General features: G+C 64.1%; 14 protein-coding genes. 11 read left to right on the forward strand and 3 right to left on the reverse strand.

The genetic code is table 11. The features are described 5' to 3' along the window. Positions 1 to 221 precede the first annotated feature (221 nt). Complete coding sequence (locus tag GCU53_RS01790) at positions 222 to 2,828, reverse strand: patatin-like protein (protein WP_244307008.1); 2,607 nt, start codon at positions 2,826 to 2,828, stop codon at positions 222 to 224. 62 nt (positions 2,829 to 2,890) lie between these two features. Between GCU53_RS01790 and acuR the strand changes: the two genes are divergently transcribed. Then, on the forward strand, positions 2,891 to 3,523 hold the full coding sequence (gene acuR / locus GCU53_RS01795; RefSeq protein WP_152386094.1) for an acrylate utilization transcriptional regulator AcuR: 633 nt from the start codon (positions 2,891 to 2,893) through the stop codon (positions 3,521 to 3,523). Here acuR and GCU53_RS01800 read toward each other — a convergent pair. After that, positions 3,520 to 4,203: a response regulator transcription factor gene (locus tag GCU53_RS01800; RefSeq protein WP_152386095.1), complete on the reverse strand. Its 684-nt coding sequence runs from the start codon at positions 4,201 to 4,203 to the stop codon at positions 3,520 to 3,522. The two genes, acuR and GCU53_RS01800, sit on opposite strands and share 4 nt — an antisense overlap. Before the next feature lie 1,021 nt (positions 4,204 to 5,224). Here GCU53_RS01800 and GCU53_RS01805 point away from each other — a divergent pair. Together GCU53_RS01805 and GCU53_RS01810 are read left to right on the forward strand one after the other, a co-directional pair. After that, positions 5,225 to 5,695 (forward strand): arsenate reductase ArsC, encoded by a 471-nt coding sequence (locus GCU53_RS01805; RefSeq protein WP_152386096.1) that lies wholly within the window; start codon positions 5,225 to 5,227, stop codon positions 5,693 to 5,695. Between the two features lie 43 nt (positions 5,696 to 5,738). Beyond that, positions 5,739 to 6,236 (forward strand): hypothetical protein, encoded by a 498-nt coding sequence (locus GCU53_RS01810; RefSeq protein ID WP_152386097.1) that lies wholly within the window; start codon positions 5,739 to 5,741, stop codon positions 6,234 to 6,236. Positions 6,237 to 6,358: 122 nt separating this feature from the next. On the opposite strand, the gene GCU53_RS01815 is transcribed toward GCU53_RS01810, so the two are convergent. Beyond that, a complete protein-coding gene (locus GCU53_RS01815; RefSeq protein WP_152385914.1) occupies positions 6,359 to 7,399 on the reverse strand; it encodes an IS630 family transposase in 1,041 nt (346 codons plus the stop codon). A gap of 764 nt (positions 7,400 to 8,163) precedes the next feature. On the opposite strand from GCU53_RS01815, the gene GCU53_RS01820 reads away from it, so the two are divergent. From GCU53_RS01820 to GCU53_RS01850, 8 genes are all read left to right on the forward strand, one after another. Beyond that, the gene (locus tag GCU53_RS01820; RefSeq protein ID WP_152386098.1) at positions 8,164 to 8,694 is read left to right on the forward strand and encodes a TetR/AcrR family transcriptional regulator; all 531 of its coding nucleotides are present in this window, start codon (positions 8,164 to 8,166) and stop codon (positions 8,692 to 8,694) included. A 70-nt stretch (positions 8,695 to 8,764) separates the two neighbouring features. Next, positions 8,765 to 9,445, forward strand: coding sequence for a haloacid dehalogenase type II (locus tag GCU53_RS01825; protein WP_152386099.1), 681 nt, complete (start codon positions 8,765 to 8,767; stop codon positions 9,443 to 9,445). A gap of 53 nt (positions 9,446 to 9,498) precedes the next feature. After that, positions 9,499 to 10,479 (forward strand): arsenosugar biosynthesis radical SAM (seleno)protein ArsS, encoded by a 981-nt coding sequence (arsS, locus tag GCU53_RS01830; RefSeq protein WP_152386100.1) that lies wholly within the window; start codon positions 9,499 to 9,501, stop codon positions 10,477 to 10,479. A 13-nt stretch (positions 10,480 to 10,492) separates the two neighbouring features. Next, on the forward strand, positions 10,493 to 12,691 hold the full coding sequence (locus GCU53_RS01835; protein ID WP_152386101.1) for an FAD-dependent oxidoreductase: 2,199 nt from the start codon (positions 10,493 to 10,495) through the stop codon (positions 12,689 to 12,691). Then, positions 12,688 to 13,017: an NAD(P)/FAD-dependent oxidoreductase gene (locus GCU53_RS25375; RefSeq protein ID WP_167519999.1), complete on the forward strand. Its 330-nt coding sequence runs from the start codon at positions 12,688 to 12,690 to the stop codon at positions 13,015 to 13,017. Before GCU53_RS01835 ends, GCU53_RS25375 begins: the two co-directional genes overlap by 4 nt. A 33-nt stretch (positions 13,018 to 13,050) precedes the next feature. After that, positions 13,051 to 13,767, forward strand: coding sequence for an FAD-dependent oxidoreductase (locus GCU53_RS25380; RefSeq protein WP_167520000.1), 717 nt, complete (start codon positions 13,051 to 13,053; stop codon positions 13,765 to 13,767). Positions 13,768 to 13,860: 93 nt separating this feature from the next. After that, positions 13,861 to 14,262 carry a DoxX family protein gene (locus GCU53_RS01845; RefSeq protein WP_152386102.1) on the forward strand — a complete coding sequence of 134 codons (402 nt, stop codon included), beginning with the start codon at positions 13,861 to 13,863 and terminating at the stop codon, positions 14,260 to 14,262. Positions 14,263 to 14,385: 123 nt separating this feature from the next. Next, positions 14,386 to 15,426, forward strand: a complete 1,041-nt coding sequence (locus GCU53_RS01850) for a methyltransferase domain-containing protein (protein WP_152386103.1) — start codon at positions 14,386 to 14,388, stop codon at positions 15,424 to 15,426. Positions 15,427 to 15,430 lie beyond the last annotated feature (4 nt).

A 15,430-nucleotide genomic window follows, 5' to 3' on the forward strand; every position in this document is an offset into this window, starting at 1 on the left:
TTGTGACTGGTGATCTGGAGCGTACAGGCTGTCCGTGTATCATCCGGATTTCGGGGTTTCAAAACCCAAACCTAAAGTTCGCATAATGTATATTATGTTAAATTGCATATGCACCAGCGAACACCATAACCCCTGCTGGCCAGCGAACCCCCTCTCTTCCTCAAAGTTGACGAATAAGGTGCAGGCCGAATACGCCGCCGCCGGAAGACCGACACGCCCGGCTACAGGCACGCGATGGCCTCCTTGAGCTGGGCGATCAGCGCGGGAATCGCATGCAGGTGTTCCTCCTCCTCGGCGAGCACCTGCTCGAAGGCGCGTTTTTTCAATGCTGCAATATCGAAATTGCCGCGCACACTCACCGGCGCCGTGCTGAGGAGGATGTCGAAAAGCCGGTCCACCGCATGCAGGCGTCCCCACAGGTAGTCGTTCTCGCGGATCGAACGGCCGAGAAAGCCGCCGAAGCTGGCGAGCGAGCGGCCGAGCAGGACGTCCTTCTGGCCTTCGATCCTGAGGCTGGTCGCATCCTCGGGACTGATGCGGTCGACCAGGATCTCCTCGATGGGGCCCGCATCGGTATCCAGCGACAGCGCACTCACGGTTGGGCGCAGAATGATGTCCCAGAAGAAATATCCCAGATAGCCGGTAAGAATGGCATCGCGGCTCGCCGCCTCCAGGCCCAGCACCAAGGGCGAAGCCAGCATGGCATCGGCGTCGTCCGCGGTTCGGGCGAGGTCGCACTCCTGCGCCAGGCGCTCGACCAGCCGGGCTATCTCCTCGAAAGTAGCCGGCTCGGGCAAGGGGACGGCGCCGAAAACCGCGGATTTCGCGCCCTCCTCCAGGAAAATATCCCGGCAGGCGGCGATCGCCTGTCGGCTGAGAAAATCGATGCTGTCGTAGATCGACAACTCGTCGATGCACTTGTGGATCTTGATCTTCAGCAGATCGAGGGATTCCGAGTGGCCGATGCTGAGCGGATCGTCGGAGACCTCGGGATAGTGTTCGTTGATTTCGTGCAGGACGAAGTTCAATCGCCTCCTCTTATAGATCACGCCGAAATCCAGAATCATCTTCCCGTAAGGCGGCAGCTCGGCGTTGTTGTAGAGATTGTCGGGCATGACGTAGGAATCGGTAATGATCCCCTGTTGTCTTGCCCAGCTCTCGATGATGTCCTGGACTCGACACGCCTCCGGCGAGTTGGCGGTGAACTGACAGGCACTGGTGATGATCTGCACGATGTAGTCCAGGGCCTCGAGAACCAGCGAGCGCATCCACACGTCATAGACGACCGTGGTCCCGGCCAGCAGGCTGATCGACGAAAGCCGCCAGTGCCGCAGGTCGTCGGCCGAGAAGCTCCCCCGCAGCCCGCCCGCCGTCGCCTGCTCGATCAGCTTCGCGGCCAGGGGTCTGGCGCTGGAGATCGCCGTCTTGAGACGTCTGGCCTGCACGTTGTAACGACTGATGACCGCCAGTTCGTTGTATACCGGATCATGCCGCGGCAGGTCCGAGAGCGCGCCCCGCAGGGTAGCGAAAAAGCCCGGAACGCCAGCCCCGGGCGCTGCCTTGTCGATCCCTGGATGGGGATCGATGAAGACCAGGCGGCGGTCCACCTCCCGGAAGGCGCAGTGCGTGCGGATGGCCTCGACGCAGGCCATGATCGGCTTGTTGTCGAGCACGCTGCCGTCGAGCAGCACCGCCTCCTCGGGATTCTCGCCGCGCTCGCGATAATGGCGAAAATTCCGCTCCAGAAAATGCGCGCGTGCCGGCCAGGGGACATGGCGCTCGGCCAGAATCTCGTCGATTTCGCGGATCCGGGCGGGCGGAAACGCGCCGGGAAAGGAAGCCGTCGCCCGTCCCGCAAAGGCCAGGGAGGGAAAGTTGTCCACGTCGAAATCGCTGAGAAGATGTCCGGTCTTGCGATGGTCGAGGCCGAACCGCAGAAGGTGGCGGTGCTCCCGCTCGTAGGCGACCGGTGGATCATGGATGAAGATCGGCCGCTCGATTCCCCGGAAGTCCGTGACCGTCACCAGAAGATCCAGTCTGGCCCCCTGGGGCAACAGCGACTCCCACGGCGAGCTGGAGGTTTTCATCGCCGTCAGGGCATCGAGGATGAGCGTGGTCAGGCGCCGGCCGTCCAGGGGCGGTTTGAACCAGCGGGAGCGCAGGAACACCGAGATCCGCTTGGCGATTTCGGCATCGGCCTTTCCCGGCAGCAGGCCCTCGCGGTCGAGCCGGGTGAGCAAGGGCCGCATCAGCGGCCAGAAATACCACTTGCTCCAGAGCCGCGCCTTGGCCTCGGGTGCCAGCAGGTTCAGCATGTCCGCTTCCTCGAGCCATATGCGGGTGACCGGTATCAGGCTGCGATCGTGAGCCAGTGCCGTGGCCAGGGTCACACCGTTGATGCCGCCCGCCGAAGACCCGGCGATGACGTCGACGATCACTCTCAGGCACACGTCCTTGCCCAGCGCCTCCAGGAACTCAAGATAGACATCGCCGGTGGAGTTCTCCGGCTCGTCCGGGTAGTTCTCGTGCAGGCGGCGCGACGGCTTTTCCCGGCCCTCACCGGCTCTGTCGCCGTGATAGAGCTTCGAGGCCCGAACCAGATTGAGGATTTCCCGATTGATGCCGTGCTGGTAGATCGCAAGCGACACGCCGCCGAACAGGACGACCGCCAGCCGAAGCTCTTTCTCTTTCATCGTCAGTGTCTCGCCGGGCCCATCAAAACCGATGGCCCCCGCAGCGCCCCCGTGACTCGAACCTCTTGAGTATGGCGCGTTGGCAGAAGGCAGAAGGCAAAGGCGCCTCGAGACCGGCACGGGAAGCGTGTCCACCCTCCTCCCTGCGGCCTGGACGAAGCGGTTGACTTGGGCGGCGATCCCGCCAGAATCGCCCCATGACCATCACGACTCCCAAACCCCGACGCGGCCGTCCTCCCAAGGTCGCCCGGGATTTCCCCGACACCCGCGAGGCGCTGATCCGCTGCGGGATGGAAGTCCTCACCGAACAGGGCTTCATGTCCACCGGCATCGAGTCCGTGCTCAAGCGCATAGGCGTGCCCAAGGGCTCCTTCTATCACTACTTCGACAGCAAGGAAGTCTTCGGCCAGGCGGTGCTGGAAAGCTATGGCGCCTATTTCGCCCGCAAGCTGGATCGCTGGCTTTTGCAGGAGGAAGTGCCGCCGCTGCAGCGCCTGCGCGATTTCGTCGAGGACGCCAAGGCCGGTATGGCGAAATACGAATTCCGGCGCGGCTGCCTGGTGGGCAACCTCGGTCAGGAGGTAGCCATCCTGCCGGAAAGTTTCCACGCTCAGCTGGAGGCCACCCTGTGCGACTGGCAGTGTCGCCTGGCCGCCTGCCTGCGGCTTGCCCAGGACCGTGGCCAACTGGCTGGCGACGCCGTTTGCGAGGAGCTTGCCGCCTTCTTCTGGATCGGCTGGGAAGGCGCCGTGCAGCGCGCCCGGCTGGTTCGCAACGGCACGCCGCTGGACATCTTCCTCGAGGGCTTCCTCGCCGGACTGCCGCGTTAGCGGCCGACTTCGCCATCTGCCGGAAGGCGCACCCTCCCCGGCTGGCCGCCTGCCTGTGCACGCAGATTCAGCGGATCGACCAGCCCGGCCGCAATGGCCATGCCGACCAGATCGGCATGCCGCTCGGCCTGCATGCGCTTCATCACCCGCATCCGATAGAGATCGACCGTCTTCACGCTGATTTCCAGCTGCTCGGCGATCTCCCGGTTGGTGTAGCCCTGCACCAACGGCAGCAGCACGTCGCGCTCGCGCGGGGTCAGCGCATCCAGGCGCGCCTGCACTGCCTCCTGGCCACGGCTGTCGGAGCGGTGCTCGCCATGACGGCCGAGCGCCTGCTGCACGCTATCGAGGAGAATCTGCTCGTTGTAGGGCTTCTCGATGAAGTCGCAGGCGCCGGCCTTGAAGGCCCGCACGACGATGGGCACGTCGGCGTGCCCGCTGACGAAGATCACCGGTAGGTCGATGCCCCGCGCGCGCATCGCCTCCTGCACGTTCAGCCCGCCCATCCCGGGCATCCGTATGTCCAGCAACACGCAGGCGTTGAGACTGGGCTCGCAGGCGTCGAGAAACTCCCGGCCGCTGATGAACGGCAAGGCCTTCAGCCCCACCGACTCGAGCAGCCAGACGGTCGAGTCCAGCATGCCTTGGTCATCGTCCACCACGTACACCACCTGCTCCATCGGGATTCTCCTGTTGTTGTCATTGGGCGCTGTCTTTCCGGGAGGCTGCGGAGCAGCGAGCCGCCCTCCCCCTGAACGTCGCCGGCACGGATAGAAGAGCCTGGCACCGGGCAATCCAGTCGCCATCGAAGCGGCCAAGTACAGCATGCCTGCCGGCATGCCGGAAGTGCGAACCGCACGACCACCCTGCGTTTGGCCTGTTTGCTGGTTTCAGGTTATGTAGGAATTTTATGGGTAAGGTATTCCTGTTTGTTTATTTCCGATTACGGTAATTTTTTCAAAAGGAAATGCCATCTAGTGGCCTGTTTGGTTAGTTCAGTTAGTCAATTTCGGCGCCCATGGCCCCGATATGACTCGTCGCGGCGCCTTGCTTCGGAACCATGGTCATCCGAACTTGAGTTAACAAACTAACCGCACAGGCCACTAGGGATGTGGGATGCCACATCACTAAATTTCCGATTACAGAAATATCGCCAACAAGATACCTGTACCGACCGGCAATTTCCGACTTGCAGATGCGGGCTAGATCAAGGCAGGCCTCTTCGAGGCGCTGGTGCACGATTTGCGCGAACCGATCCGCAGTGCCGACAAGAGAAAGGCGCCGAACAGGTGCAGAAGTTGCCTGGGGAGTCGGTGGAGAGTGCCTTCGTCGACCAGGGCTACAGCGGCGAGTCGCCCGCCCGGCAAGCAGAAGAGCATGGAGTCCAACTGGAAGTGACCTGTGTGTAACAAACACACAGCTCCTTCATCTGAGGGGTACAGCTGGTCACGCCTGCCCTGCCATTTCTCACGGAGGCACTACCCAGTCATAGCGTTAGGCGCCGTAGCGCCCGAGCAGCCCACAGTCTAAAAAAATTATGGAAGCCTGGCAGGCGGTTCACCCGGGCCAGGACGTATTCGAAGACCGGGCGCTGGAGATCACCGGCTACCTGCCCATTTCGGTCGAAGACTGGAGCCGGGCTCCTGACACGCGCTCAGGCCACCGGCACCCGGCCCTGATCATCGCTGCAAGGAGCAAGACATGAAAATCCTTTTCCTCTGTACCGCCAACAGCTGCCGCAGCATCCTCGCGGAAGCCATCTTCAACCACCTGGCGCCGGCCGGCATGCGGGCCTACAGCGCCGGTAGCAGGCCGCGCGGCGAGGTGCATCCGCAAAGCCTCAAGGCCCTGCAGCGCGCCGGCATCCAAGTGATCGGGCTGCACAGCAAGGCACAAGGCGTGCACGAGGGGCTGCGCCCAGACCTGGTGATCACCCTGTGCCACAATGCGGCCAGCGAACCCTGCCCGGTCTACTTCGGCAGCGCGATCAAGGCCCACTGGGGGCTGCCCGACCCGGCCGGGCAAGGCGACTCGCAGGCGAAAGTCGATGCGGTGTTCGACCGGACGGTGGCCAGTATCGAGCAGCGGGTCAGCGCGTTCCTGTCCCTTCCTCTGGAGCAGTTGGGTACGCAAGAGCTGAGCAGCGCGTTGGCAGCCATCGGCCAGCATTGAACGCATCCTTGGAGCTCCGTACCTGACGAGCGGGAATCGACCGATGACGAAGGGCACAGGCGCCTCGCGCCCCTGGCATGACGACCCGCAAGTCTGGCATTTCGTCTTCGTGCGCTACCTGGTCTTCTTCGGGCCGATGAATCTGCTGTGGGAAATCGCACAGCTGCCGCTTTACACCCTCTGGACGCAAGCGCCACCCCCATCGATCGCCTACGCGGTCATCCATTGCACGCTGGGGGACATACTCATCGCTGTGCTCGCCCTGCTCGCCGCGCTGGGTGTCACGAGCGCCGGCCCCCTGGACCGGTGGCGCTGGCGGCGGATAGGCGCCGTCGCGGTTACTTTCGGCCTCGCTTATACAGCGTTCAGCGAGTGGATCAACACGGCCGTGCGGATGAACTGGGCCTACTCCGAATGGATGCCGCTGACGCCCTTCGTTCCGCTCGGCGCCTCGCCGCTGCTGCAATGGCTGGTGCTGCCGACAGCCGCGCTGGCCTTGGCCCGTGGTTCACTGCACAAAGCAAACGGCCCAGAGGGGTAAGAGGTGCGTCTTCAACGCTGGTCCCCCCTTCCGGGCCATGAGGCAATGTGCGGGACGCCTGCCTGATCGGCGCGGCGCCCCGCACATGCCATAGCTAGCCGCTATTAATCAGGCCCTTAAATTCACGCCATGGCATAGCGTGCTGCAGGATGCTGGAAATAGGCCATGACCTTGTCGGGCAAGCTGCCGAGTGTGTTCATGAAAGCCATCGCCTTGTCCAGCAGGCTGGCCTTGTCATGGCTGACCGGGCCGCTGCGCAGCGCCGTCTTGAAATCCCGATTCAGGTACTCGTCGGGATTGGACTCGGGCGCATAGGGTGGTAGGAACACCAGTTCGATCCTGTCCTGCTTGTCACTGAGCCACTCGCTGACCACCTTGGCATGGTGGACGCGCAGGTTATCGACCACCAGGAAGATCTTCTGCGGTGTCCCTTCAACGAGGCGGCTCAGGAAGTCGATGAAACGCAGCGCGTTGATACTGCCTTCGACGATCTGGAAGGCCACCTCGCCACGGGGCGAAATTGCGGAGATCATCGACAGCTTGTGCCAGCGAGTGGGCGTCGCCAGCACTGGCGTCTGGCCCCTGGGGGCGTAGCCGCGTATCCAGTTCGCATCCTCCTTGACTGCGGTTTCGTCCCCCCAGTGAATCACCGCTCCTTCGGCAGCGGCGCGCGCCTTGACCTGGGGGTAGGTCTGCTTCAGCCAGCGCTCGATGTCCTCCGGCCGCTGCTCCTGCGCCCGCTTCACGGGACGCTGAGGCGTAAACCCCCAGCGCTTGAGATACTTGCCGATCAACCGGTCCTGCAGCTCGATCCCGAGGCGTTCCCTGGCCAGCGCCTTGATGGCCGGGCGCGTCCACAGGGCAAACGGCAACTGCAGCTGCTGCGGGGGTTGCTCGACGATTTGCTCGCGCAGCCACTGCTCGTCGGCCGGCGTCAGCTTGCGGCAGGCGCCCGCCGGGCGCCCCCGACGCTTTTCCTCCAGGGCTTGCGCGCCCTCGCGGTTGGCACGGGTCAGCCAAGTCTTGATGGTGGTCGGATGCACACCGGTGACCGAGGCCAACTCCTCGACTTTCATGTTGGACTGCTGGCGCAGGCGAATCACTATCTGGCGAAGCAGCTTGCGACTCTCTGCGGTCAGTTTGCGGGCGTCGATCTTTTCCATGCCTGAAGTCTAACTAGACGTCTATTTAAGGGCCACCTTAATAATGTCGCCGCTCACTTCTGCCGCCAGGCCTGGCCGGCGAACATCTCGTCCAGAGGGGTGTGGAACATGGTGCGGGTAAAGTCGGCCAGTGCCGCCACCGATTGCATCGGTGACCTGCGGTGCGAGACCCGATTTCATATCGCCAGCACGCTGTGCGCGGACACGCAGTATTCGCAGCCGTTCTCGCGGCTGATGACCAGGAACACCACACCTCCTGTTCGGCCGGGGTAAAGCCCGACTCGTTGCGGAAGGCGGCATAGCCGTCCAGATAGGTCTCCAGCAGGCAGGGGGAGTTGACCATGCGGGCGTACACGTTGGGGATGAAGCCGACCTGCGCCTGGGCTTTTCCAGTACGGCCTGTCCGCGGTTGTCGGCGCTATTCAGCGCTGAGTGCAGGCAGGCTCAGTTGGTGTTCGCAGAGCATGGGACTGATTGATCCCTAAATATTCTGCAAAATGCCTCGTCGCCAAGGTGCGGCAAGCTGACCTCAGGCAGGTAACGCCTACATTTTGGACTGATCGGTTCCAATGTCAATCCAGAGCCTGCAGTTGCGCTTGTGCGGCGGACCGTTGGGCGGCTACTCGACTCGGGCATACGGCAAGGAGTTTTGTTACAACTCGGGAAAGTTTCTCCTTGAGTTATGAAATGATCGGTCCATAATTCGCGCCATGAACCGTGGACGCCCTAGAAACTTCGATCCTGACCTCGTTTTGGAAAATGCCATGCAGCTTTTCTGGAGCAAGGGCTATGAGGCCACCAGCCTGCAGGATCTGCTGGAGGCGACAGGTCTTTCCAAGAGCAGCCTTTACGAGAGCTTCGGTAACAAGCAAAGCCTGTTCGAGGCCGCGTTCACCCGCTACTTCGACAGCCGGTCCAAGCAGATGAGGACCCGGCTTGAGCAGGCTGACTCGCCGTTGGCTTTCATCCGCGCATGCCTGCTGTCCGTGCTTGAGGATGCGGAGCGAAATACGCCCCGTGGCTGCATGCTGGTCAACGTGGCCAATGAGTTCTCCACCGCCGACCCCGCGGTACAGCAGCTGATCGGGCTCGCTACCCGCCGCTTTCGCGAGGTATTCGAGCAGGCCTTTGCGCAGGCGCAGTCCTGTGGGGAGATACCGGCGACGCGTGCCCCTGCCGCCTTGGCGCTCTACATGCATTGCTCGATGAGCGGCCTGCGTACTCAAGTCAAATCCGGTCTGCAGCGAAAAGATTTGCTCAGCGTTATCGAGATAATCATGTCGAACCTGAGCTGATTTTTTTTCGCTTAATTATGGACTGAAAAGTCCAGATTAGTGCTTTCAAGCCACTCCATAAGGAAATCCCATGATCAATGTGGTCGCTTTCGACATCTACGGGACGCTGATAGACACCCAGGCAGTGCTCGGCAAGTTAACCGGGGTGATGGGCGAGCAGGCGCCGTCCGTGGCCAGGACGTGGCGCCAGAAGCAGTTGGAGTACAGCTTCCGCAGAGGCTTGATGCGAGACTATTGCGACTTCTCGGTCTGCACCCGGGACGCCTTGCTCTTCTCGTGCAGGGAAAACGGGGTGGCGATCAGCCCGGCTGACGTCGAGCAGCTGATGCAGGCCTATGCCGAGTTGGAAGCTTTCCCCGATGTGCATGCCGGCCTGCAGGCGCTGGCCGAGAGCGGGCTTCGCCTCAATGCATTTTCCAACGGCAGCCATGAAGCGGTCGAGCGACTGCTGCAGCGGGCCGGGATTCGCGACGCTTTTGCCGACGTGGTGAGTGTCGAGGCCGTGCGCTCCTTCAAGCCGGCGCCGGAGGTCTATGCCCACCTCGTTGCGGTCTGCGGGGTGCCTGCCGAACGGATCTGCCTGGTTTCGGGCAACCCCTTCGATGTGCTGGGCGCGGCACACGCCGGGCTGCGGACAGCCTGGCTGCGGCGCGATCCCGGCACGCAGTTCGACCCCTGGGGCGTGGAGCCCGATATCACGCTGGAGAGCCTCGACGGCCTGGCGAGCCGCCTGCGCGAAACGCGTCTGTAACACAGATCCGCCCCGCGTCTCAAAAGGGACAGTTTCCAAGAGTAGCCACCGCCATGCACGCCACCCTACCCCTTCTCAACGCCCTGGGCTTCCCCGCGATCCGTCGCGGTCGGGTGGAGGCCCTGCAAGTCAACCTCACCTACCGCTGCAACCAGCGCTGCCTGCACTGCCACGTCAACGCCGGACCGACCCGCAGCGAGACCATGACCGACGAGAGCCTGGCGCTCCTGCACCAGGTCATCGATGCCCATCCGGTACAGACCCTCGATCTGACCGGGGGCGCCCCGGAAATGCACCCGCGTTTTCGGGAGATCGTCACTCACGCGCGGCGCGAGGGGTTGCGGGTCATCGATCGTTGCAACCTGACCATCCTCGGCGAGTCCGGTTACGAGGACCTGGCCGCGTTCCTCGCCGAGCAGGGCGTGGAGGTGACCGCCTCCCTGCCCTGCTACTCGCGCGAGAATGTCGACAGGCAACGCGGCGATGGCGTGTTCGAGGCCAGCGTCGCCGGACTGAAGACGCTCAACCGGCTCGGCTATGGCATGGATCGCAGCGGGCTGATCCTCAACCTGGTGTACAACCCGCAAGGCCCCCGCCTGCCGCCGCCCCAGGCCCGGCTCGAAGCCGACTACAAGGCCCGGCTGGCCGAGGACTTCGGCATCCACTTCAGCCACCTGCTGACCATCACCAACCAGCCGATCGCGCGCTTCGGCAGCACCCTGGTGAGCAAGGGGCAGTTCAACGGCTACATGCAGCTGCTGCGCGACAGCTACCGGTCGGAGAACCTCGCGGCAGTGATGTGCCGCAGCCTGATCAGTGTCGACTGGCAGGGCTACCTCTACGACTGCGACTTCAACCAGATGCTCGACCTGCCCATGGCCATGCCGGGGCTGATCGGCCGCGACCGGCCGCATCTGCGCGACCTGCTCACGTCCGCGAGCCTGGACGGCAACCCCATCGTCACCCGCGACCACTGCTACGCCTGTACGGCCGGGCAAGGTTCCAGCTGTGGCGGCGCATTGGACAACCACTGAGGAGTGACTCGTCATGGACAAGCGCAAATCGGCCCTGCTGGCCATTATCCTGCTGCTGGTGGCGGGCTTCTTCCTGTTCGACCTGGGCCAGTACCTCGATCTGGCCAGCCTCAAGGCGCAGCACGCGGCGCTCGATGCCCGGGTGGCGGCCCATCCCCGGCTGGCCGGCGGGCTGTTCTTCCTGATCTACGTGCTGGTCACCGCGCTGTCATTGCCCGGTGCGGCCTTGATGACCCTGGTGGGCGGTGCGCTGTTCGGCCTGCTCGGCGGCACCCTGCTGGTGTCCTTCGCCTCCACCCTGGGGGCCACCCTGGCCATGCTGATCAGCCGCTTCCTGCTGCGCGACTGGGTGCAGGCCCGTTTCAGCCAGCGCCTGGCCGGCATCGACCAGGGCATCGCCCGCGAAGGGGCCTCCTACCTGTTCGCCTTGCGCCTGGTGCCAGTATTTCCCTTCTTCCTGATCAACTTGGCCATGGGCCTGACCAAGCTACCTGCGCGCACCTTCTGGTGGGTCAGCCAGCTGGGCATGCTGCCGGGCACCTTGGTCTACGTGAATGCCGGCCGCGAGCTGGGCCAGCTGGACTCGCTGGCCGGGATTCTCTCGCCGGGGCTGCTAGGCGCCTTCGTGCTGCTCGGTCTGCTGCCGCTCCTGTCGCGCAGGGCGCTGGACTGGTTCAAGGCGCGCAAGGTCTACGCCGGCTGGGTCAAGCCCAGGCGCTTCGACCGCAACCTGGTGGTGATCGGCGCCGGCTCCGGCGGTCTGGTGTCGGCCTATATCGCCGCGGCGGTGAAGGCCAAAGTCACCCTGATCGAAAAGCACAAAATGGGGGGTGACTGCCTGAACACCGGCTGCGTACCGTCCAAGGCGCTGATCCGCTCGGCCAGGCTGGCCAATGAGCTGAAGAAGGCCGAACGACTGGGCTTCAAGCCCGTCGTCGGTGGCGAGGTGGATTTCGCCGCGGTCATGCAGCGCGTGCAGCGTGTGGTGGAGAAGGTCGGGCCGCACGACTCGGTCGAGCGCTATACCGGCCTGGGCGTGGAGGTGATCGAAGGCGAGGCCCGGATCACCTCGCCTTGGTCGGTGGAGGTCAACGGCCAGAGCCTCAGCACCCGCGCCATCGTCATTGCCACCGGCGCCAGCCCCCTGGTGCCGGAGATACCGGGCATCGAGCGGGTCGCACCGTTGACCTCGGATAACATCTGGGAGCTGCGCGAGCAGCCCAGGCGCCTGCTCGTACTCGGCGGCGGTCCCATTGGCTGCGAGCTGGCCCAGGCCTTTCAACGGCTGGGTTGTGGAGTCACCCTGGTGCAGCGGAACCAGCGCCTGTTGCCGCGCGAGGATCCCGATGCCAGTTCGGCGGTACTGGCCGGCCTGCGAGCGGACGGGGTGGACGTGCTCCTTCAGCACAAGGCCGTGCGCTTCGAGGTCGTTGACGGCCAGCGGCAGCTGATCTGCATGAACATGGCCGACGACAGCGAGACGGCCATAGCCTTCGACCAGGTGCTGCTGGCCCTGGGGCGCGTCGCCAACGTCAAGGGCTTCGGTGCCGAGGAACTGGGGCTGGAGGTGCGCGACAACGGCACCCTGGCAACCGACGGCTACCTGGCCACGCGCTTCCCCAACATTTTCGCCGTGGGCGATGTCACCAGCGCCTATCAGTTCACCCATACCGCGGCATACCAGGCCTGGTATGCCGCGGTGAACGGCCTGTTCGGCGGCCTCAAGCGCTTCAGGGTGGACTACCGGGTGATTCCCTGGGCCACCTTCACCGACCCTGAGGTGGCTCACGTCGGCCTCAACGAGCAGGACGCCAAGGCCAAGGGCATTGCCTGCGAGGTCACCCGTTTCGGCATCGACGATCTCGATCGCGCCATCACCGACGAGGCGGCCCATGGCTATGTCAAGGTGCTGACCGAGCCCGGCAAGGACCGCATCCTCGGCGTGACAATCGTCGGCGAGCACGCCGGCGACCTGATCGCCGAGTACGTCGCGGCGATGAAGCATGGCCTGGGCCTGAACAAGATCCTCGGCACCATCCACATCTACCCGACCCTGGCCGAAGCCAACAAGTACGCGGCCGGCGAATGGAAGCGCACCCACGCCCCGGCTACGGCGCTGCACTGGCTGGCACGTTTCCATCGCTGGCGTCTGGGGAGCGGCGGCAAGAACGAAGCCGCCTCGCCGCTCAAGGCAGACGGGAGACTCTCGTGAACGGCGAATTCGACCTTCTACTCTCGGGGGCCGGTCATGCCCATCTGGGCGTGCTGCGCCAGTGGTCCACCGGGCAACGCCCCAAGGGGCGTATCGCCTTGATCAGCGAGGGGCCCTACGCCTGGTACTCCGGCATGTTGCCGGGACTGCTGGCGGGGCGTTACAGCCCCGAGCAATGTCGCGTGCCCCTGGAGGGGCTGTGCGCCAGCACTGAGGTAGTGCTGCTGCAGGGCCGGCTGGTGGGCCTTGAGCCAGCCTCCAGCAGCCTTGAGCTGGCCGATGGTAGGCGCTTCTCGGCATCCTGGCTGTCCCTCAACCTGGGCTAGCAACCCAAAGCGCCTCAAGAGCTGGGCGGCGAGATGGCATTGTTGCCGGTGAAACCCTTCGAGGCTTTCCTCAAGGGCTGGAGCCAGTGGCAGGAAACACCACAGCCGCTGGCCATCCTCGGCGGCGGGGCCGCCGGGGTCGAGCTGGCGCTTGCGCTCGCTCCGCAGGTGCCGGAGCTGACCCTGCTCAGCGCCGGGCGGATTCTGGCGGGATATCCCGCTTCCCTGCGCCACAGGGCTTTGCGCCACTTGGCCAAAGCCGGGGTGACGGTTCAGGAAGGCATGGCCGTGGATTCCATTCATGGCGATGCCCTGGTCGCCGGCAATCACCTGGCCTGGCATGGCAGGCGCGTGATCCTGGCCACGGGGGCCAGCCCACTGCCCTGGCTGCGCGAGACGGGGCTGGCCTGCGATGAACGCGGTTTCATCAGCATCCGCGACACCCTGCAGAGCCTTTCCCATCCTCACATCCTGGCTGCCGGCGATTGCGCCAGCCTGGCCGGCACGCCACGCAACGGCGTGTACGCGGTACGCCAGGGCCCGACCCTGGCGGCCAATCTGAGCGCGGCCCTGCTGGGCCAGCCGTTCGTGCGTTTCGTGCCGCAGCGCCATGCGCTCGGGCTGCTGGCCGACGGTCAGGGCGGTGCGCTGATGAGCTGGGCGGGTCTCAGCGCCGAAGGGCGCGTGCTTGGCTGGTGGAAAGACCGGCTCGATCGCCGCTTCATCAACCGGCATCTCGTCAGCCACTGAACCCCCTTTCACCTGCCCAGCCAAACCGGTCGGGCATGAAAAACCAAGGCCAAGTCACAAACTCGGCTCTACTCGATCAAGGAGAAAACCGCAATGAAAACCTGGACGCTGCTATTCCTGCGCGTGTCGCTTGGCTGGCTGCTGGTCATCTGGGGCGCCGACAAGGTGTTCAACGTCGAGCACGGCATGGCGGTGGCCAACAAGTTCTACTTCGGCTTCCTCGCCGCCGAGAACGCCCTGCGTGTGGCCGGAGCCCTGCAGATACTGGTCGGTCTGGCGGTGGTGGTCGGCTTTGCGCGCCGCTGGGCATACCCCGTGCAGGTGCTGCTCAACGGCGCCTCCCTGCTGGCAGTGATGCAGTCGGTGATCGATCCCTGGAACTGGGTGTTCCAAGGCAGCAACGCGCTGTTCTACCCCTCGCTGATCATCTTTGCCGGCAGTCTGCTGCTGATCGCCTATCGCGATGAGGATCGACTGGTCATGGACAGGTCCTGAGCTGTAACAAAACCCCGGCTGTTCGTATCTGCTTGATAGGCCACAGTCACCACACATCTACCAAGCCGCTCCGCTTCACCACTCGCGGGCCGGCGCTTGGCAATCCGCACACAGAGGTCGCTCATGCACGAGTCGGTACAGAACTACTACGGCAAGATCCTGCAGAAAACCGGGGATCTGAAAACCAGCGCCTGCTGCGACGTCTCCAGCCTGCCCGGCTGGCTCAAGCCGCTGCTGGACAAGGTGCACCCGGAGGTCAACGCGCGCTACTACGGTTGCGGCCTGGTCGCACCGACACTGCTGGAAGGCTGCCGGGTGCTCGACCTGGGCAGTGGCTCGGGCCGCGATTGCTACGTGCTGGCCCAACTGGTGGGGCCGCAAGGCTCGATACTGGGCGTGGACATGACCGCCGAGCAACTCGCCGTGGCCAACGCCCATCTGGACTACCATACCGAGCGCTTCGGCTATGCCAATGTGGCGTTCCGCCAGGGCTATATCGAGGATCTTGCCGCCCTGGAGCTGGCCGATGCCAGCTTCGACGTGATCGTCTCCAACTGCGTGATCAACCTGTCGCCGGACAAGGACAGCGTGCTGCGCGAGGCCCATCGCCTGCTCAAGCCGGGCGGCGAGCTGTACTTCTCCGATGTCTACGCCGATCGCCGGCTGACCAAGGAACTGCGCGAGGACGAGGTGCTCTACGGCGAGTGCCTGGGTGGCGCCCTGTACTGGAACGACTTCGAAAACCTCGCGCGCCGCCACGGCTTTGCCGATCCGCGGCTGGTGGAGGATCGCCCGATCAGCGTGGACGCCCCGCACCTGGCGGAAAAGCTCGGCGACGCCCGCTTCTTCTCCGCCACCTACCGGCTGTTCAAGCTCGATGGCCTGGAGCCGGCCAGCGAGGACTACGGCCAGGCAGTGATCTACCAGGGCAGCATCCCCGGCGCGGCCAGCGCCTTCGTGCTCGACAAGCACCACCGCATCGAGACCGGCCGGGTCTTCCCGGTGTGCGGCAACACCTGGCGCATGCTCAAGGACAGCCGCTTCGCCGCGCACTTCCAGTTCATCGGCGACTTCAGCCGCCATTTCGGCATCTTCACCGGCTGCGGTGCCGGCCTGCCGTTCGATCAGCCGAACGCCGCAGCGCCAGCGGCCAGCTGCTGCTGAGGGA

It is taken from the genome of Azotobacter salinestris (assembly GCF_009363155.1).
GTDB lineage: Bacteria > Pseudomonadota > Gammaproteobacteria > Pseudomonadales > Pseudomonadaceae > Azotobacter > Azotobacter salinestris.